This is a genomic window from Massilia sp. UMI-21, from assembly GCA_015277795.1.
GTDB lineage: Bacteria > Pseudomonadota > Gammaproteobacteria > Burkholderiales > Burkholderiaceae_D > Telluria.
The window spans coordinates 2,998,593-3,017,407 of the sequence record CP063848.1 but is presented as its reverse complement, the minus strand read 5'-3'; the positions used below and the strand labels follow the sequence as shown (position 1 = coordinate 3,017,407).

17 protein-coding genes are annotated in these 18,815 nt (G+C 67.6%); 14 read left to right on the top strand and 3 right to left on the bottom strand.

Going from position 1 to position 18,815, the window contains the following annotated elements; translation table 11 throughout:
* Positions 1–69 precede the first annotated feature (69 nt).
* Positions 70–1,413, bottom strand: a complete 1,344-nt coding sequence (locus IM543_13500) for an MFS transporter (protein ID QOY92629.1) — start codon at positions 1,411–1,413, stop codon at positions 70–72.
* A gap of 186 nt (positions 1,414–1,599) precedes the next feature.
* On the opposite strand from IM543_13500, the gene cyoA reads away from it, so the two are divergent.
* Genes cyoA through IM543_13455 form a run of 9 tightly spaced genes read left to right on the top strand, consistent with a single transcriptional unit; the run spans position 1,600 to position 9,500 of the window.
* A complete protein-coding gene (gene cyoA / locus IM543_13495; GenBank protein ID QOY92628.1) occupies positions 1,600–2,619 on the top strand; it encodes a ubiquinol oxidase subunit II in 1,020 nt (339 codons plus the stop codon).
* Between the two features lie 2 nt (positions 2,620–2,621).
* The gene (cyoB, locus tag IM543_13490; GenBank protein ID QOY92627.1) at positions 2,622–4,625 is read left to right on the top strand and encodes a cytochrome o ubiquinol oxidase subunit I; all 2,004 of its coding nucleotides are present in this window, start codon (positions 2,622–2,624) and stop codon (positions 4,623–4,625) included.
* The gene (gene cyoC / locus IM543_13485) at positions 4,618–5,268 is read left to right on the top strand and encodes a cytochrome o ubiquinol oxidase subunit III (protein QOY92626.1); all 651 of its coding nucleotides are present in this window, start codon (positions 4,618–4,620) and stop codon (positions 5,266–5,268) included. The genes cyoB and cyoC overlap by 8 nt, the downstream gene beginning before the upstream one ends.
* Positions 5,265–5,666: a cytochrome o ubiquinol oxidase subunit IV gene (gene cyoD / locus IM543_13480; protein ID QOY92625.1), complete on the top strand. Its 402-nt coding sequence runs from the start codon at positions 5,265–5,267 to the stop codon at positions 5,664–5,666. Before cyoC ends, cyoD begins: the two co-directional genes overlap by 4 nt.
* 6 nt (positions 5,667–5,672) lie before the next feature.
* The gene (locus IM543_13475; protein QOY92624.1) at positions 5,673–6,473 is read left to right on the top strand and encodes an SURF1 family protein; all 801 of its coding nucleotides are present in this window, start codon (positions 5,673–5,675) and stop codon (positions 6,471–6,473) included.
* A 29-nt stretch (positions 6,474–6,502) separates the two neighbouring features.
* Positions 6,503–7,855 (top strand): HAMP domain-containing histidine kinase, encoded by a 1,353-nt coding sequence (locus IM543_13470; GenBank protein ID QOY92623.1) that lies wholly within the window; start codon positions 6,503–6,505, stop codon positions 7,853–7,855.
* A complete protein-coding gene (locus tag IM543_13465; GenBank protein ID QOY92622.1) occupies positions 7,839–8,405 on the top strand; it encodes a response regulator transcription factor in 567 nt (188 codons plus the stop codon). Before IM543_13470 ends, IM543_13465 begins: the two co-directional genes overlap by 17 nt.
* A gap of 8 nt (positions 8,406–8,413) precedes the next feature.
* Positions 8,414–8,800: a c-type cytochrome gene (locus tag IM543_13460; GenBank protein QOY92621.1), complete on the top strand. Its 387-nt coding sequence runs from the start codon at positions 8,414–8,416 to the stop codon at positions 8,798–8,800.
* Between the two features lies 1 nt (position 8,801).
* Positions 8,802–9,500 carry a hypothetical protein gene (locus IM543_13455; protein ID QOY92620.1) on the top strand — a complete coding sequence of 233 codons (699 nt, stop codon included), beginning with the start codon at positions 8,802–8,804 and terminating at the stop codon, positions 9,498–9,500.
* Here the strand turns inward: IM543_13455 and IM543_13450 are convergent.
* Entirely contained in the window at positions 9,481–10,245 is a 765-nt protein-coding gene (locus IM543_13450) for a ZIP family zinc transporter (GenBank protein ID QOY92619.1), read from the bottom strand. The genes IM543_13455 and IM543_13450 overlap by 20 nt on opposite strands.
* A gap of 403 nt (positions 10,246–10,648) precedes the next feature.
* Between IM543_13450 and IM543_13445 the strand changes: the two genes are divergently transcribed.
* From IM543_13445 to IM543_13430, 4 genes are all read left to right on the top strand, one after another.
* On the top strand, positions 10,649–11,755 hold the full coding sequence (locus tag IM543_13445) for a hypothetical protein (protein QOY92618.1): 1,107 nt from the start codon (positions 10,649–10,651) through the stop codon (positions 11,753–11,755).
* Positions 11,748–12,995, top strand: a complete 1,248-nt coding sequence (locus IM543_13440; GenBank protein ID QOY92617.1) for a cation:proton antiporter — start codon at positions 11,748–11,750, stop codon at positions 12,993–12,995. Before IM543_13445 ends, IM543_13440 begins: the two co-directional genes overlap by 8 nt.
* Positions 12,992–14,203, top strand: coding sequence for a YbdK family carboxylate-amine ligase (locus tag IM543_13435; GenBank protein QOY92616.1), 1,212 nt, complete (start codon positions 12,992–12,994; stop codon positions 14,201–14,203). Before IM543_13440 ends, IM543_13435 begins: the two co-directional genes overlap by 4 nt.
* 202 nt (positions 14,204–14,405) lie before the next feature.
* A complete protein-coding gene (locus tag IM543_13430) occupies positions 14,406–15,122 on the top strand; it encodes a class I SAM-dependent methyltransferase (GenBank protein ID QOY92615.1) in 717 nt (238 codons plus the stop codon).
* A 135-nt stretch (positions 15,123–15,257) separates the two neighbouring features.
* Here the strand turns inward: IM543_13430 and IM543_13425 are convergent, their stop codons facing one another.
* On the bottom strand, positions 15,258–15,704 hold the full coding sequence (locus IM543_13425) for a MarR family transcriptional regulator (protein ID QOY96676.1): 447 nt from the start codon (positions 15,702–15,704) through the stop codon (positions 15,258–15,260).
* A gap of 217 nt (positions 15,705–15,921) precedes the next feature.
* Between IM543_13425 and IM543_13420 the strand changes: the two genes are divergently transcribed.
* Positions 15,922–18,735 (top strand): EAL domain-containing protein, encoded by a 2,814-nt coding sequence (locus IM543_13420; GenBank protein QOY92614.1) that lies wholly within the window; start codon positions 15,922–15,924, stop codon positions 18,733–18,735.
* Positions 18,736–18,815 lie beyond the last annotated feature (80 nt).

Sequence of the window (18,815 nt, the reverse complement as noted above, 5' to 3'; positions counted from 1 at the left end):
CCCCGGGCGCGCAGCGCTGCGGGGCGTTTCGCGTGCGCGGCCGGGCCGCGCACCTGGTATTGAAACGACTTAGTCGCGGATCTCGAGCGCCCGGTTCAGGCTCAGTGCCGCCAGCGAGCCGACCGCACCCGACAGCAGGTAGAGGCTGACGTAGCCCAGTCCGAAGTGCGCCGACAGGCCCAGGGCGACCAGCGGCGCGAAGGCGGCGCCGACCAGCCAGGCGAGGTCCGAGGTCAGGGCGGCGCCGGTGTAGCGGTACTGCTGCTTGAAGTTCGCGGTCACCGCGCCGGCGGCCTGGCCGTACGACAGGCCCAGCAAGGCGAAGCCGACCAGGATGAAGGTGTTCTGGCCGGCCTCGCCGCCATCCATCAGGGTCGGTACGGCCAGCGAGAACAGGCCGATCAGGACCGCCAGGGTGCCCAGCGTGGTGCGGCGGCCGACCTTGTCGGCGATCAGGCCCGAGACCAGGATCGCCACTGCCGCCAGCACCGCGCCCCACATCTGGATGTGCAGGAACTCGTCCATCGGACGGGTATCGTAGAGCTGGATCCAGGACAGCGGGAACACCGTCACCAGGTGGAACAGGGCGTAGCTGGCCAGGGCGGCCAGCGCGCCGATGGCGATGTTGCTGCCTTGCGACTTGACCAGTTCACCGACCGGTGCCGGGTCGAGTTCATGCGCGTCCAGCAGGCGCGAGTACTCGCTGGTCGAGACCAGGCGCAGCCGGGCGAACAGCGCCACGACGTTGATCGTGAAGGCGCAGAAGAATGGATAGCGCCAGCCCCAGACCAGGAAATCGTCCTGCGACAGGTTGGCCAGCAGGTAGGCGAACAGGCCGGCCGCGATCAGGAAGCCGAGCGGTGCGGCAAGCTGGCCCAGCATCGCGTACCAGCCGCGCTTGTGCTCCGGTGCGCTCAGGGCCAGCAGCGAGGGCAGGCCGTCCCAGGAGCCGCCCTGGGCGATGCCCTGGCCGATGCGCATCAGCGAAAGGATCACGATCGAGGCGGCGCCGATGCGGCTGTAGGTGGGCAGGAAGGAAATCACCACGGTGCAGGTGCCCATCAGGAGCAGCGCGATGGTCAGCTTCATTTCGCGGCTGAAGCGGGTCTGCAGCCACATGAAGATCATCGTGCCGAAGGGGCGCGCGATAAATGCGAACGAAAAAATGATAAACGAGTAGAGTGTCGCTTCAAGCCGGTCAGCCCACGGGAAAAAGACTGCGGGGAATACCAGTACCGAAGCGATTGCGTAGACGAAGAATTCGAAATATTCCGAGGCGCGGCCGATGACCACGCCGACGGCGATTTCGCCCGGGTGGATTTCGCCGTCCCGGGCATTGATGTTGCGAGCCCCGCTGGTGGGGTGGGTAATGGGCGCGGCACTTGCGCCGCCGTACGTCGTCGTGCTTTGCATATCTTCGTCTCCTAGGGGGTCAGCCCGGCCTGCGACAGCCTCAACGTATCACCCTGTTTTCATTGTTTTTGCGGCAATGCCGCAGTTGCAATATAGCAAGGGTGGGACAAAGTGTCCAATGGTTGCCGTAGGCCGTTGGCGTTACAGTAGCATGTTCTTATTCCCATGTAACGTTAGATACCTAGCATGATTCCTAAAATTGTCCGCCGCGGACTGCCATTACTCCTGCTTGCGCTGCTTTCCGGCTGCAATACGGTGGTAATGAATCCCACCGGCGATATTGCAAAACAACAGGCAGACCTGATCACGATCTCGGTGCTGCTCATGTTGATCATCATCGTCCCGGTGATGATCCTGACGGTCCTGTTCGCGTGGCGCTATCGCAAGAACGCCAATGCGAAATACGAACCGGACTGGGATCACTCGACCAAGCTCGAACTCGTGATCTGGGGCGCGCCGCTCCTGATCATCATCGTGCTGGGCCTGATCACCTGGGTCTCGACCCACAAGCTGGATCCGTACCGCCCGCTCGACCGGCTGGATGCGAACCGCCCGATCCCGGCCTCGACCAAGCCGCTCGAGGTGCAGGTCGTCGCCCTCGACTGGAAATGGCTGTTCATCTATCCGGAGCAGGGCATCGCTTCGGTGAACGAACTGGTCACCCCGGTGGACGTGCCGATCCGCTTCAAGATCACCTCGTCGACCGTGATGAACACCTTCTACATCCCGACGCTGGCCGGCATGATCTACGCGATGCCGGGCATGGAGACCACCCTGAACGCCGTGCTGAACAAGGCCGGCGACTACAAGGGCCTGTCCGCCAACTTCAGCGGCGAAGGCTTTTCGCACATGCACTTCGCCTACAAGGGCGTGAGCAATGGCGAATTCGACGCCTGGGTCCAGAAGATGAAGAGCAATCCGGGCGTGCTGAACCGCGCCGGTTACCTGAGCCTGGAAAAGCCGTCCGTGCGCGAGCCGGTGGCTTACTACGGCCAGGTCGAACCGGCCCTGTTCAACCGTGTCCTGAACCGTTGCGTGGCCGAAGGCAGCGTCTGCATGAACCAGCAGATGAGCGCCGACCACAAGCGCAACCAGGTCGCCGCCGCGATCCGCCAGCTGCCGAAGGCGCCCGTCGCCCAGGTGGCCGACGCGGAAGTGTGCGAAACGCCTGAAGCCGGCACCAACAACAAACCTGTGAAGAAGTAATCATGCAAGACTCTCTCGACTTGACGAAGCTTATCTTCGGTCGGCTCAGCTGGGACGCGATTCCGTTCCACGAGCCGATCCTGCTAGCGACCTTCGCCGGCGTCATCGTAGGCGGCCTGGCCCTGATGGCCCTGATCACCTACTTCCGCCAATGGGGTAACTTGTGGAACAACTGGTTCACCAGTATCGACCACAAGAAGATCGGTATCATGTACATGATCCTCGGCATCATCATGTTCCTGCGCGGCTTTGCCGACGCGCTCATGATGCGCGCCCAGCAGGCCTTCGCCTTCGGCTCCAACCATGGCTTCCTGCCGCCGGACCACTACGACCAGATCTTCACCGCCCATGGCGTGATCATGATCTTCTTCGTGGCGATGCCGTTCGTGACGGGCCTGATGAACTATGTCGTGCCGCTGCAGATCGGCGCGCGCGACGTGGCCTTCCCGTTCCTGAACAACTTCTCGTTCTGGATGACCACCATGGGCGCCGTGCTGGTCATGGCCTCGCTGTTCGTGGGTGAATTCGCACGCACCGGCTGGCTGGCCTATCCGCCGCTGTCGGGCATCCTGGCCAGTCCGGGCGTCGGCGTCGACTACTACATCTGGTCGCTGCAGATCGCGGGCGTCGGCACCTTGCTGTCCGGCGTGAACCTGATCGTCACCATCGTCAAGATGCGCGCGCCGGGCATGGGCCTGATGAAGATGCCGGTCTTCGTCTGGACCTCGCTGTGCACCAACATCCTGATCGTGATCACCTTCCCGATCCTGACCGCCGTGCTGGCCATGCTGGGCATGGACCGCCTGTTCGACACCGCGTTCTTCACCAACGACCGTGGCGGCAACGCGATGATGTACGTGAACCTGATCTGGATCTGGGGCCACCCGGAGGTGTACATCCTGATCCTGCCGGCCTTCGGCATCTTCTCGGAAGTCGTCTCGACCTTCTGCGGCAAGCGCCTGTTCGGCTATACCTCGATGGTCTACGCGACCTGCGTCATCATGGTGCTGTCCTACCTGGTGTGGCTGCACCACTTCTTCACCATGGGCAGCGGCGCGAGCGTCAACTCCTTCTTCGGCATCACCACGATGATCATCTCGATCCCGACCGGGGCCAAGATCTTCAACTGGCTGTTCACCATGTACCGCGGCCGCATCCGTTTCGAGCTGCCGATGATGTGGACCGTCTCGTTCATGCTGACCTTCGTTATCGGCGGCATGACCGGCGTGATGCTGGCCATCCCGGCGGCCGACTTCGTGCTGCACAACTCGCTGTTCCTGATCGCCCACTTCCACAACGTGATCATCGGCGGCGTGGTGTTCGGCCTGTTCGCCGGCTTCAACTACTGGGCGCCGAAGATGTTCGGCGTGAAGCTGAACCAGTTCTGGGGCAAGGTCTCGTTCTGGCTGTGGTCGATCGGCTTCTGGGTCGCCTTCACCCCGCCGTACATCCTGGGCTTCATGGGTTACACCCGCCGCATGAGCCACTTCGAAGACCAGTCGGTGCAATGGCTGTTCCAGATCTCGCTGGTCGGTACCCTGATGATCGCCGGCGGTATCGGTGCGCTGCTGCTGCAATGCTTCTTCACCTGGAAAGACCGCGCCAAGCTGCGTGACGTCACCGGTGACCCGTGGGATGGCCGTACCCTGGAGTGGTCGACCACGTCGCCGCCGCCGGACTACAACTTCGCGTTCACCCCGGTCGTGCACGACAACGATACCTTCGCCGACATGAAGAAGAACGGCTACCAGCGTCCTCTGGCGAACTTCGTCGCCATCCACATGCCCAAGAACACCTGGGCCGGCTTCGTCATCTCGGCACTGTCGATGGTGGTCGGCTTCGGCATCATCTGGCACATGTGGCTGCTGGTCGGCATCGCCTTCATCGCCATGATGGCCGCGATCATCGCCCACACGTTCAACTACAAGCGCGATTTCTACATCCCGGCGGAAGAAGTTGCCCGCACCGAGGAAGCGCATACCCGTCTGCTGAAGAGCTATGTCTAATACGAATATGTCAACTACGGCAACCATTCCCGGCGGCCTGTCCGCCGACGAGGTGACCGCGCGCTACCTGGTGCGCGAGCACCATCCGGAGCACGGCACCCTGCTGGGCTTCTGGATCTACCTGATGAGCGACTGCCTCATCTTCGCGTCCCTGTTCGCCACCTATGCGGTGCTGGGCCGTAACTACGCGGGCGGCCCGACCGGCGCCGAACTGTTCGACCTGACGCTGATCGCCATTAACACCGGCTTCCTGCTGCTGTCGTCGATCACCTTCGGCTTCGCGATGATCGCGGCGCAGGCCAAGAAGCTGGGCCCGACCCTGCTCTGGATGGGCGTCACCGGCCTTCTCGGCGCGGCCTTCCTGTCGCTCGAACTGTACGAGTTCTACCACCTGATCCATGAAGGCGCCGGCCCGCAGCGCAGTGGCTTCCTGACCGCGTTCTTCGCGCTGGTCGGCACCCACGGCCTGCACGTGTTCTTCGGCGCGATCTGGCTGGTGACCCTGATGATCCAGCTGTCCAAGCATGGCCTCACGGTCGAGAACTTCCGCCGCCTGCAGTGCCTGTCGCTGTTCTGGCACTTCCTGGACGTCGTCTGGATCGGCGTGTTCACCTTTGTCTACCTGATGGGAGTGCTGCCATGAGCGACCAGATGCACCACCACGAGATCGACCACGACGGTCATACCAGCTTCGTCACGCACTACGCCATGAAGGATTACGCGATCGGCTTCATGCTGTCGCTGATCCTGACCGCGATTCCGTTCTGGCTGGTCATGGGCAACGTGCTGCCGGCGGAAACGACGAAGTACGTGATCATGGGCTTCGCCGGCGTCCAGTTCGTCGTGCAGATGATGTACTTCCTGCACATGAACTCGAAGTCGGAAGGCGGCTGGAACATGATGGCGCTGATCCTCACCGTCGTGCTGCTGGTCATCGTGCTGGCCGGTTCGATCTGGGTCATGACCCACATGAACGCCAACATGATGCCGGCCATGGGGGGCGCAAGCGACACCACCCACGGCATGCACGACATGCAGTAAGCAGCAATGCAGGACGGCCGCGACCAGCATGCAGGACCCGTCTCCCATCCGCCGCGCAGCGCATTCGCGCGGCGGATGGTGGGGCTGGCGGCCCTGCTGCTGGTCGCGCTGTTCCTGGGTCTGGGCACCTGGCAGGTAGTGCGCCTGCAATGGAAGCTGGACCTGATCGCCCGCGTCGACGCACGCGTGCACGCGGCCCCGGTTGCGCCGCCCCCGCCGGCGCGCTGGGCGCACATCTCCAGGGAAGCCGACGAATACCGGCGTGTACACCTTGTCGGGCACTACCTCTACGAATTCACCACCCCGGTCCAGGCCGTATCCGAACTGGGCGCCGGCTTCTGGCTGCTCACGCCGCTCTGCACGGCCGACGGTCATGTCGTCTTCGTCAACCGCGGCTTCATTCCGGCATCGGGCAACAAGCCCGGCACCTATGCGGCCCGACGCGCCGGGCCGCATCCCTGCGCCGGCGCGGGCGGGCAGGTCGAGGTCACGGGCCTGCTGCGCATCAGCGAGCCGGGCGGCGGCTTCCTGCGCGATAACGACCCGGTGGGCAACCGCTGGTTCTCGCGCGACGTGCAGGCATTGGCCGCCGCACGCGGGCTGACGGCGGTTGCACCGTTCTTTGTCGATGCCGGCAAGGGCCAGGACCCGGCGGGCGCCCCCGAGCGCGCCGTGGGCGGCCTGACCGTGGTCTCCTTCGTCAACAACCATCTGGTCTATGCCCTGACCTGGTATGCGCTGGCCCTGATGGTGGCCGGCGCGTGGTGGTGGGTCAGGCGTCAAGGCGCCGCGCTTGCCGACGACTAGTGCCGGCCGACTGGCACTACAATAGCGGCATGATCCAGAACCCCCTCGATTTCTTCGCCAAGGCCGGCCGCAGCTCGCCCCAGGCGGCCGCCGCGAGCGTCGAATTCGCCGCCGGCCACAAGAACATGCTGCAGCTGATCGAGCTGCGCTGGATCGCCGTGATCGGCCAGGTGACCACCATCGCTTCCGCCATCCTGATCTTCGGCATCGCGCTGCCGCTGCTGCCGATGCTGCAGGTGCTGGCCTGCCTGATCGCCTTCAATGTCGCCAGCCACCTGCGCTGGCACGAGCGGCGGCCGGTCTCCAACACCGAGATGTTCATGGCCCTGCTGGTGGACGTCGCCAGCCTGACCGTGCTGCTCTACCTGTCCGGCGGGATCACCAATCCGTTCGCCTTCCTCTACCTGCTGCAGGTGATCCTGTCGGCGGTGCTGCTGGAGGCGATGTGGACCTGGACCATCGTCCTGATCACCATCGCCTGCATGGCCGGCCTGGCGATGTACGCGCAGCCGCTCGCGCTGCCCTTCGATCATGCGCGCGGCATCGCGAGCCTCTACATCCAGGGCCTGCTGGTGTGCTTCGCCCTGAACGCGGCGCTGCTGGTGATGTTCATCTCGCGCATTTCCGGCACCCTGCGCGACAAGGCGGCCCAACTGGCGTCGCTGCGCCAGCATGCGGCCGAAGAGGAGCACATCGTGCGCATGGGCCTGCTGGCCTCGGGCGCGGCCCACGAACTGGGCACACCGCTGGCCACGGTCTCGGTGATCCTGGGCGACTGGAAGCGCATGCCCCAGTTCCGCGACGATCCGGACCTGCTGGAAGAAATCACCGAAATGCAGACCCAGCTGAAACGCTGCAAGTCGATCGTCAGCGGCATCCTGCTGTCGGCCGGCGAGGCGCGCGGCGAGTCGGCGGTGCGCACCACGGTGCGCAGCTTCCTCGACGGCGTGGTCAATGGCTGGCGTGCGAGCCGCCAGGTTGCCGGCTTCCAGTACAATAACCGGATCCTGGAAGACCGGCCGGTGGCATCGGACTCGGCGCTCAAGCAGACCATCGACAACCTGCTCGACAACGCCCTGGAAGCCTCGCCGGACTGGGTCGGACTGGACGCCTGGATCGAGGGCGGCACGCTGTACGTGGCCGTCATCGATCGCGGGCCGGGCTTCGCGCCGAGCATGCTCGGCCAGATCGGCAAGCCCTACCAGTCGACCAAGGCCAAGCCGGGGGGCGGGCTGGGACTGTTCCTGGCCGTGAACGTGGTACGCAAGCTGGGCGGTTCGGTGAACGCCGTCAACCGGCAGGAGGGCGGCGCGCAGGTCGTGTTGACGCTGCCGCTGTCGAGCATCGAACTGGAAGAGGAAGGCATTGACGGAAAACACTGAGCGCCTGCTGCTCATCATCGAAGACGACGAGGCCTTCGCCCGCACCCTGAGCCGCTCCTTCGAGCGGCGCGGCTACCGGGTGCTGGTGGCGCCCGGCCAGGACGAAGCGGCCGCGCTGCTGGCCGCGCATTCGCCAACGGATGCGCCGGCCGATTCCCCGAAGTACGCGGTGGTCGACCTCAAGCTCAAGGGCAACGGCTCGGGCCTGGCCTGCGTGCAGCTGCTGCACGAACACGACCCGGACATGCTGATCGTGGTGCTGACCGGCTTCGCCAGCATCGCCACCGCGGTGGAAGCGATCAAGCTCGGCGCGGTGCAGTACCTGGCCAAGCCGTCGAACACCGACGACATCGAGGCCGCGTTCGGCCATATCGCGGGCAATACCGAGGTCGAGCTCACCAACCGTTCCACCTCGATCAAGACGCTCGAGTGGGAACGCATCCATGCGGTGCTGGCCGAAACCGACTTCAACATCTCCGAAGCGGCGCGCCGGCTCGGGCTGCACCGGCGCACGCTGGCGCGCAAGCTCGAGAAGCAGCGGGTGAAGTAGGGCGGCCCATGCGCAAGCTCGCCATCGCCATCGTCATCGTCCTTTCCTTCGGGGCCGGCGCCGCGCAGGCCGCCGACGCCCTCGCGGCCGGGCGCAGTGTCTTCAAGCGCTGCGCCAACTGCCACCAGGTCGGTCCGGGCGCGCGCAGCAGCTTCGGTCCTCAGCTCAATGGCATCATCGGCCGCCGCGCCGGCTCCTTGCCGGATTTCGCCTATTCGCCGGCGATGAAGGGGGCCGGCTTTGTCTGGGACGAGCGGCGCCTGGCCGCGTTCGTGCGCGATCCCGACGCGGTCGTGCCTGGCAACCGGATGCGCTTCTGGGGCTTCATGAGCGAGCGCCAGGCACGCGACCTGGTCGCCTACCTGCGTTCGATGCCGGCCGCGGCCGGGCAGTAGCATGGGGGCCGGCGCAGGCATCAGCGGCAAGCTGCTGGCGCTGGCCGTGCGCGCCGCCGGCACTGCCGCGCCGGCGCCGGTGGCCGCACTCGATGCGCTCGCCGGCGTGGGCCTGGCCGGCGACCGCCACGCCGACCCACGCTCGCCGCGCCAGGTGCTCCTGGCCGGCGCCGCCGTCTACCGCGAACTCGGGCTGGCGCCGCACGCCCTGCGCGAAAACCTGCTGGTCGATCTCGACACCGCGTCGCTGCGCTCCGGCACCCTGCTGCGCATCGGTAGCGAGGCGGTGCTGCGCATCAGCTTCCAGTGCGAGTCCTGCGGCGCGCTCGATCTTCGGCGTCCCGGGCTGGCGCGCGCCATCGGGGCGCGGCGCGGCGTGCTCGCCCGTGTCGTCGCCGGCGGCCTGATCCGCCGCGGCGATCGGGTGCGCGTGCTCGTGGACACGATGCCGGCGCTGCACGAGGACTGGCGCGAGCGGGTGGCCCGGGTACTGGAAGCCATGCCTGCCGGAATGGTGGTCGAGTACGGGATGCTGGCGCGCCTGGCCGGCATCCAGTCGAGCTACTGCCGCGCCTTTCCGCGCCTGCTGGCGGCCCGCGGACTGGGGCACAAGGCGGTCGCGGCGCGCTCCTGCTCCGGCGCACCGCGCTGGACCGGCGCCGGCCTGTTCGATGACGCGCTCAAGCCCCCAGCTTGCTGAGTGCGAACGCCGCCAGGAAGCCCGCCACCGTGATCAGGCCGGCGAAATCGTGGGTCTGCTCGAAGGCTTCGGGAATCATGGTGTCGACGATCATCGCCAGCACCGCGCCCGCCGCGATGGCGGTGGTGGCGGCGACGATCTGCGGCGAGAACTGGCGAAACACCGCGTAGCCGAGCAGGGCGGAAAGACCGGACACGAGCGTGATGCCGCCCCAGATGCCGAAGATATAGCCTGGCTTGCGGCCGGCCCGCTTCATGCCCGCGGCGCTCGACAGGCCTTCCGGGATATTGGACAGAAAGATCGCGGCCACGGCCACGGTGCTCACGCCGCCTCCGGCCAGCATCGACAGGCCGATCACGATCGATTCTGGAATACCGTCGAGCAATGCGCCGACGGCGATCGCCAGGCCGGTGCCGCCGTTCTCCTGCGCCGACGGCTGCTGGCCGCCCGAGCGCTTGCGATGCCGCGCACCGCGCCGTGACAGCCAGCGGTTGGCCAGGGTATAGACGGTGGCCCCGCCGAGAAAGCCGGCCGCCGTCGAAGCGAAGCCGCCGGTTTCGTAGGCGTGGTCCATCATTTCGAACGACAGGGCCGAGATCAGGACCCCGCTGCCGAAGGCCATGATGGCGGCGATCAGGCGCTGCGATACCCGCAAGCGGTATCCCGCCGCCGCGCCCAGCAGCAGGGCGCCTCCCGCCAGCAATCCCCACAAGCCCGCCTGCAGCCACATCGGTATTCCCGTCATCCGCGCTTCCTCTCTCTCATGGGCCCGATGATAAGCACAGCGCTGCTTCCATGAGGCACAATTGAGGTATATTCTATGCAACCGGACCGGGCCCGGCATCATGGCCGGCGTACGGGCATGGGCCGCATTCGGCGCGGCATGTCGATAAATACATTTGAACAAATTGGGTTGCTTTCCGACTATTTTTAGTCCATCATAGGCGGGTGGTGCCTGTCTGCAAGGACAGGGGCCCGATCAGCGATGAGGCGGTTGAGTCCGTTTCTTTTCGTCCCCCGCCACACGTGCCGGGGGACTTTTTTCGGTGCCGCGGCCCTGCCTGCCGTGGCTGGCGCCAAGCCTGCGCCTGCCGGCCCACCGCCTGGCTGTAGCCCCGGCTCGGCCCGCGCGACCCACCGGAGGAAACTTGAAAGCACTGCGCTTCCCGACGAGCCATGTTTCCGGCTCCGTCATCCCCTGCAAGCCCCGGCTTGGATCCGTTTTTGCTCCCGCCCTTGCTCCCACCCTGGCCTGTACGATGGCGCTGCTGGCGCTCCAGGCGTCGCCGGCACGGGCTGGCGCCGCACGGGCGGTACCGCCTCCCGCCGATTTCACCGCACTGAGCGGTTCGCGGGCCGGCACCTGCGCCGCCCTGGCCGATCCGGTCCTGTCCGCCATGGGCAGCCCGAGCTTGCGCCGTTGCGCCTGGAGCCAGCGCCTCGAGATGCTGTACTGGCACGACGTGCCCAGCGCCCCGAATACCTGCCTGCCGGCGCCCGCCATCGCCTGGCACCGCCTCGGCGCGGGCGCGCGCGCGGTGCTGCGGCCCTGGAGCGGCAGCTGGCGCGGCCAGTCGATGCTGGCACAGAACAATGGCGTGGAGCAGGCCGGCCTGGTCTGGCGCCAGGCCGACGGTCACTGGTCGGCGGTGTTGTGGCGCTGGCGCCCATCTGAACGGATTCCGACCCGCAACTGGCAGGCCCGCCACTGGAAAAACGTGGTCCAGGCGGTACGCGCGGTCGACGCCGCCAATCCGGCGCCGCCGCGCACGCCGCTGATGATGGCCTGGCTGGACGCCACCAACGGCAAGCCGCGCACGCTCGACGGCGACGCCTGGCGCTGGGTCAGCGAAGGAAGCTGCCTGGATATGCGCAGCGCCGGCCTGGGCCCGGCCCAGTTGCACCTGCCGTATTCGCGCGACGACGCCCGCCTGGAGCAGCGCAGCGCGATGCAGGTGATGCTGGCGCGGCGCTTTCCGGCGGCCGAGTGGATGCGCCCGTTTACCCTGGTCGAACCGGCGATCTCTGGCGACCGCACCGGCGCCAAGTTCCTGGCGGTCTGGAAGGAAGGGGCCGTCATGCAGGGCCAGTTGTGGATCCCGCTGCGCGACAAGGGCGGCATCGTGCGCGCGCGGATTGCCAGCGAACTGCCGGCTGCCGAAGGCGCGCAGGAGGAAGCCGCCAAGGCGCGCGCGGCCCTGATCGAACGCGAGCTCGGCGTGCTGGCCCATGCCTGGGAGGCCCGCCATGAATGAAGAACTGACGACGCCCCTGTGGCTGCTGTCGCCGCTGGCCGTGCTGGGGGCCGGGCTGATGCTGGCACTGGTGCTGGGCATGCTGCTGCAACGCTTCCGCGTTCCCAAGCTGTACGGGGCGGTGATCGCCGGCCTGCTGCTGGGCGCCACCGGCGGCAACCTGATCGACCGGCCGCTGCTGGCCCAGTTCCAGGAACTGCTCAACGCCGCCTCGGCCCTGGTGCTGTTCGAGGTCGGCCGCAAGATGGACCTGGCCTGGCTGCTGCGCAGCGGGCGCCAGGGCGGCAGCCTGCTGCTGGCCACGCTGGCGCGCCTGCTGGCGGTGGCGATCACGCTGGGTCTGCTCGGCCTGCCGTGGGCCGCGGCGATCTTCATCGCCTCGATCCTGATCGCGGTGAACCCGGTGATCGTCAACTCCATGGTGGCCGACGAAAACGCCAGCGGCACCAGCACCTTCGCCACCGCCAACATGGTCGGCCTGAGCAGCCTGGTGGCCTTGCTGGTGCTGGCCGTCACCATGGCCTGGACCCGCAGCCAGGGCGTCGACGCCAACGGCTTCGGCGAGGAGCTGTTGCGCCAGGGCGGCAAGCTGGTGCTGGGAGCGGCGATCGCCTTGCTGTCCTATGGCCTGTACGCGGCCGCCACCCGGCTGTGCAAGGTGCCGGCGACGATGCGTCCCGGCATGCTGCTGGCCGCGCTGCTGATCGACCTGGGCCTGTGCTCGATCTCGGCGTCGAGCGCGCTGCTCTCCCTGCTGCTGATGGGTCTGCTGTTGCGCAACGTGGAGCGGCGCGACAACGTGTTCCAGGCCCAGCTCAAGACCGCCCAGGACATCGGCTACGTGCTGCTGTTCCTGATGTCGGCGGCGCTGGTCGACCTGCAGCAGCTGGCGCAGGGCTGGACCCTGCTGGCGGCGCTGCTCGTGTTCACCGTGCGCATCGTCGCAACGCGCGCGGCGCTGGTGCCGGGCACGGCCTGGGACCGCAACAAGAAGCATGCGATGGCATTGTCGATGTGCTCGCTGGTCAGCTACGGCGGGCTGGTGGTCGACACGACGCTCAACGCCTACACCGGCCTGGATGCGGCTTCGACCGAGTTGATGGGTGCGCTACTGGCGCTGAACGTGCTGCTGGCGCCCGGCCTGACCTGGCTCGGCCTGCGGATGGCCGGCGAAACCTACCGCCAGGGCGCGCCGAACGAAGGACGCGGCCTGAGCAATAAAAAGGAGGTGAATGCATGAACGCACCCGTGAGCAAGGCGCAGGGCGCGCCGGCGGAGGATGCCCAGGCCCAGGCCCAGGCGCTGGCAAATTCCGGCCAGGGCCCGGCCTTCCTGCCCGACTTCACGGCCTCGACCGTGGGCACCATGGGCATCGAGCTGGAACTGATGGTGCTCGACCGCCTGACTTACGACCTGTTTCCGGCCGCGCCCGATATCCTGCGGGTGCTCGACACGCACGACAAGCCCTGGGTCCATACGCCCGAGATCACGACCTCGATGCTGGAAGTGGCGACCTCGATCCTGCAATCCTTCGGCGAGGCGCGCGAACAGCTCGAGCACATCCGCAGCACCGTGCAGCGCGCGGCCTTCGAGGTCGGCGCCTCGGTCTCCGGCGGCGGCGCCCATCCGTTCCAGCGCTGGAACGAGCAGCGCATCTTTCCGAAGGCGCGCTATTTCGAGTCCGAGCGCAAATACGGTTACCTGGCCAAGCTGTTCACGGTGTTCGGCATGCACGTACACATCGGCGCCGGCACGGCGGACGAGGCGGTGCGCCTGTGCGCCTGGCTGACCCAGCGCTCGCCGCTGTTCATCGCATTGTCGAGCAATTCGGTGTGCTGGCAAGGCGAGGTATCCGGCTTCTGCAGCTCGCGCAGCAATGTGGTCGGCGCCTTCCCGATGAGCGGGATCCAGCCGCACGATTTCCGCAGCTGGCAGGATTTCCGGGACTATTTCGCGCGCCTGGCCGGTTTCGGCATCGTCAACAGCATCAAGGATTTCTACTGGGACGTGCGGCCCAAGCCGGAATACGGCACGATCGAACTGCGGGTGCTGGATACCCCGCTGAAACCCGTGTATGCCGCCGCGCTGGCCTGCTACGCGCGCGAGCTGTGCCTCGAGTTCGCCGACCAGCCGGGCGCCTGGCCCTCGAACGGCAGCCGCGAGCTGTACACCTGGAACCGCTTCAATGCCGCCCGCGACGGCGTCGACGCCAGCTGGATCGACCCGGAAACCGGGATCTCGCGGCCGGTGGCGGAAGTCATCCGCGCCGACCTCGCGCGCCTTGCGCGGCGGTCGGCCGACCCCGGCTTTCCGCAGGCATGCGCGGTGATCGAGGACCTGATGAAGGAGGGCGGGCAGGCCGGCCTGCTGCGCCGCCACCTGGCGGCGGGCGGCGGCATGAACGACCTGGCGCGTTTCGCCAGCGAGATCTTCGAAGCCAAGGCCTGAATACCGCCGTTCAGTCAATGGCTTGACCCGGCCGCCGGCAACGCGCAGTGCGTGCCTGTCGCGTCCCCGGGTCCGCGAGGCGTGCAGTGTAAATTCTTGTAAAGGTTCCCGGTTTATTTCCGGCGCCTGCCGCGGCGCAAACGCGGCCGCGAGGGCTTTACGCACAATCACCCCGACGGGAACATGAGCGGCAGCCGAGGCGATGACACGCGAACATGAGCACGAGCGTATTGCACGAATCTATCGTCAGTGGAGCGGTGGCCGCGCGCTGCGCCGCTACGAACGGCTTCGTCCGGAAGTCCTGCAGCAATCGGCGGACCGCACCCGCGCGCTCGGCGCCATGCTGCGCAAGACGGTCGGGCCGAACCTGGCCGCGCTCCGGGTACTGGACGTCGGCTGCGGCACCGGCAGTTTCCTGCGCCAGCTCATCGACTGGGGCGCCAGCCCGCACAAGCTGACCGGCACCGAGCTGCTGCCGGAACGGCTGGAACTGGCCCGCCTCAGGACCGCGCAGGGCGTCCACTGGCATCTCGGCGGGCTCGACAGCCTGGCGGACGGCAGCGTCGACCTGGTCACCGCACACACGGTGTTTTCATCGATCCTGGACGAAGCCACACGGCAGGCGCTGGCCGGCGACATGTGGCGCATGCTCCGGCCCGGCGGCTGGTGCATGGTGTTCGACTTCCGCTACAACAATCCGCGCAACCGCAACGTACGCAAGCTGACCCGAGCGGAGCTCGACCGTCTCTGGCCGGCGCGCGAACGCCATTACCGTACCTTGCTGCTTGCGCCGCCGCTCGCGCGCGCGCTCGCCGGCCTGCCTGGCCTCGTGCACGAGGGGCTCGCGGCGCTGCTGCCGCCGCTACGCTCCCACTTCGTCTACATGGTCCGCAAGGACTGCCAGGGTCTGACTGACTGAATACGGCGTCGCGACAAGGACATTCTTGTCATGGCTCGTGGGGGCGGCCGGGACGCGCGGTCGGCCGAGCCGACCACCCGACGGAAAGTCGCTGTCCCGTGCCGGGGACGCCTCAGACAGACCCTGGCACCGGCCTCAGAGCTGGGAGAGCGGCAACTGCCCGGCCTCGTCGTCCACGTCGAGTCGGGCGATCAGGCAGGAGAGATTGCCTTCCAGTTGCGCCAGGGTGGCGAGGTCCAGGCTGGCGAGCGCGTCCGGCAGCACGCCGGCAAAGGGCATCGGGGCGCGCTGCAGCACCTCGAGCCCGGGCGGCTGCACATGCAGCGCGACGGTGCGCCGGTCCGCCCCTTCGCGGCTGCCGGTCACGTAGCCACGCTCGACCAGGCCGCGTACCAGGTTGCTGGCAGTCGACTGGTGGATGTCGAGCTCGCGCGCCAGACCGGTGGCCCCGATGCCGGGATGGCGCTCGATCACCGACAGCGCCCACAACTGGGCGCCGCCCAGGCCGGCTTCGCGCTCGACCTGGCGGAAATGGCTCTTGACCGCGTTGAACACGATACGGAACTGCCGCAGCACCCGCATCGGCTGTTCGCTGTCGGGCTGCGAGCTGGACTGTGAGGCGGGCTGCAAAGTGGGCTGCGAGGCGGGCTGCCCCGGCGAAGGGTTCCCGGCAGAAATGGAGGAATTTTCAGACATGGCGCGATCATAGCCGAAAACCATGCCGGCCGGATGGCGACCCCGGCCTTTGCGCAGCCGAAACGTGGCGCGGCGCCGGACCGCATGCGCTAGGATAGGCCATATGAATCGGCTGCTCGCCCTCCCGCTGTTCCAGCGGCGGCGCATCGTCTCCCGCGCTGCCGTGGCGACCTCCCTGGCCGGGTTCGCGCTGACGGCTGTGCTGTTCGGCGTGGCGCGCGCGCTGGAGGCGGACAGTGCGCGCGCCGACTTCGCGCAGCGGGCAGCCGTGCGCGCCGCTGCCGTCACGCGCGCCTTTGCCGATGCCGTGCACGACCTGCACGCGCTGAACCTGCTGTTCACGGCCGGCGGCGGCGCGGTCTCGCGCGAGGCCTTCGATGCCTTTGCGCAGCCGCTCGCCAGCAGCAACGGCTACCTGGCGGCGCTCGAATACCAGCGCTACGTCGGCGCCGCCGAGCGCCCGGCCTTCGAAGCCGAGCGCCGTCGCTTCTGGCCCGGATTCGCGATCCGCGAGCGCGGCCCGGACGGCGCCCTGCTGCCTGCGGCCCCGCGCCCGCGCTATCTGGTCATCGACTACGTGGTGCCGGTCGTCAACAACGCCCAGGTGTTCGGCTTCGACGCCTGGTCGCGGCCCGAACAGCGCGACTTCACCCAGCGCGCGGTCGACTCGGGAGAACCGACCGCCAGCCCGGTGCTGCGCCTGCTGGCGGGCGACGGCGCGCTGCGCGGCATGCTGGTGGCGATGCCGGTCTACCGGGCCGGTGCCGAGCTCTCGAGCGTGGCGGCGCGGCGCGCGGCGGTACTCGGCATCACGGTCGTGGTCATCGACACCGGCCTGCTGATCGGCGGCAGCCTGCACGCGGCGCGCCTGCTGGACAATGCGGGGTTTGCGCTGACGCTGTACGGGCGCACCCGCAGCGGCGAACGCGTGGCGGTGTTCAACCACCCCGCCGAGCCGGCGCCGCGCACGCTCTGGGAGCGCTGGCTGGGCGGCGCGCCGACCGTCCTCACGCGCGCGTTCGAGGTTTCCGGTTCGCACTGGGAGATGCGGGCGGTGCAGCGCGGCCACGGCCTCGATGGCCAGGTCGGCTCGCTGTCGATCCTCGGCTACGGCTGCGTGCTGACGCTGGCGGCCGCCGCGCTGGTGCAGCAGCGCAGCGCCCGGACCCGCCGCATCGAATCCCTGGTCGAGCGCCGCACCGCCGACCTGGCCATGACCGCCGGAGCGCTGCGCCTGCACCAGCGCGCCATCGAGTCGGCCGCCAATCCGATCCTCCTGATCAGCGCGTCCCGCCACGGCTACCCGATCGAATACGCGAATCCGTCCTGCGAGCGCACGCTCGGCTACGGACCGGGCGGGCTCACCGGCAAGCCGCTGGCCAGCCTGGCGCGCGCCGACAGCGACGAGCCGGGTCTGGAAGAACTGCGCCAGGCGCTCCACGAGGGCCGCAAGGGCCACGCACTGGTGCACCAGGCGACCCGCGACGGCCGTGAACTGGTCAGCGAGGTCTACATCGCCCCGGTCAGCAACGCGCAGGGCGCCACCGAGCACTTCGTGGTGACCACCTATGACGTCACCGTGGCCAAGCGCTACGAGGCCGAACTGGCGCACCGGGCGCGCTACGACACGCTCACCGGGCTGGCCAATTCCGCGCTGCTGGCCGACCGTATCGAGCGCGCCATCGCGAATGCGGGCGGCGTCCCGGTGTGGGTGGTGGCGCTCGACATCGACCACTTCAAACTGGTCAACGACACGCTCGGACGCCGGCTTGGCGATGATGCCCTGCGCGCGATCGCGAACCGGATCGCGGGCGCGATCCGGCAGGCCGATACCGCCGCCCGCGCCGGCGGCGACAATTTCGTGCTGGTGCTGGTCGGCTACGCGGACGAGCGCCAGGCGGCGGCGCGGGTGCAGGCGGTGCGCGACGCCATCGCCGAACCGCTGTGCTGCGAGGATCACACGCTGGTGTTCGGTTCGAGTGCGGGCGTGGCGGGCTATCCGGTCGATGGACAGGATCCGGACACCCTCGTGAAGCACGCCGAAGTAGCGATGTACCGCACCAAGCAGACCGGGCGCAACGCGGTCCAGTTCTATGCGCCGCACATGAACGCGCACGCCAGCGACCGCCTGGCCCTGGAAGCTGCCCTGCGCGGCGCGCTGCGCGACGACCAGTTCGAATTGGTTTTCCAGCCGCAGGTCGAGCTCGGCAGCGGCCGCGTGGTCGGTACCGAGGCGCTGATCCGCTGGCGCCACCCGCAGCTCGGCACCGTGCTCCCGGAGCGCTTCATTGCGCTGGCCGAGGAAACCGGCCTGATCGTGCCGATCGGCGCCTGGGTGCTGCGCACGGCCTGCCGCCAGAACTGCCACTGGCAGCGCTCCGGGCTCGGACCGCTGCGCATCGGGGTCAACCTGTCGGCGCGCCAGTTCGCCGAGCCCGACCTGGTGCAGACCGTGCGCCAGGTGCTGGAGGAGACCGGCATGGAGGCCGACTCGCTCGAGATCGAACTGACCGAAAGCATGATGATGGCCGATGTCGAAGCCGCGATCGAGACCATGCGCTGCCTGAAGGCGATGGGGGTGAAGCTGTCGATCGACGACTTCGGCACCGGCTATTCCAGCCTGGCCTACCTGAAGCGCTTCCCGGTGGATGTGCTCAAGATCGACCGCTCCTTCGTCCACGACATCGTGCTCAGCCCCGACGGCGCCGCGATGGTCGACGCCATCATCTCGCTGGCGCACGGCCTGCGCATGCAGGTGATCGCCGAGGGCGTCGAAACCATCGAGCAGCTCGACTACCTGCGCGGGCGCGGCTGCGACGAAGTGCAGGGACATATCTTTGCCCGGCCCGAACCGGTGCAACAGGTCGAGGCCTTGCTGCGCAAGGGCAGGGTGGAACCCGACCCGGCGCATGGCTGAGCGCAGCGATCCGGCCCGCGGCCTGCCGCCAGCGGCGCCGGGCGAAGCGGACCGTGGGTTCGGTCGCGGTCGGCTATACT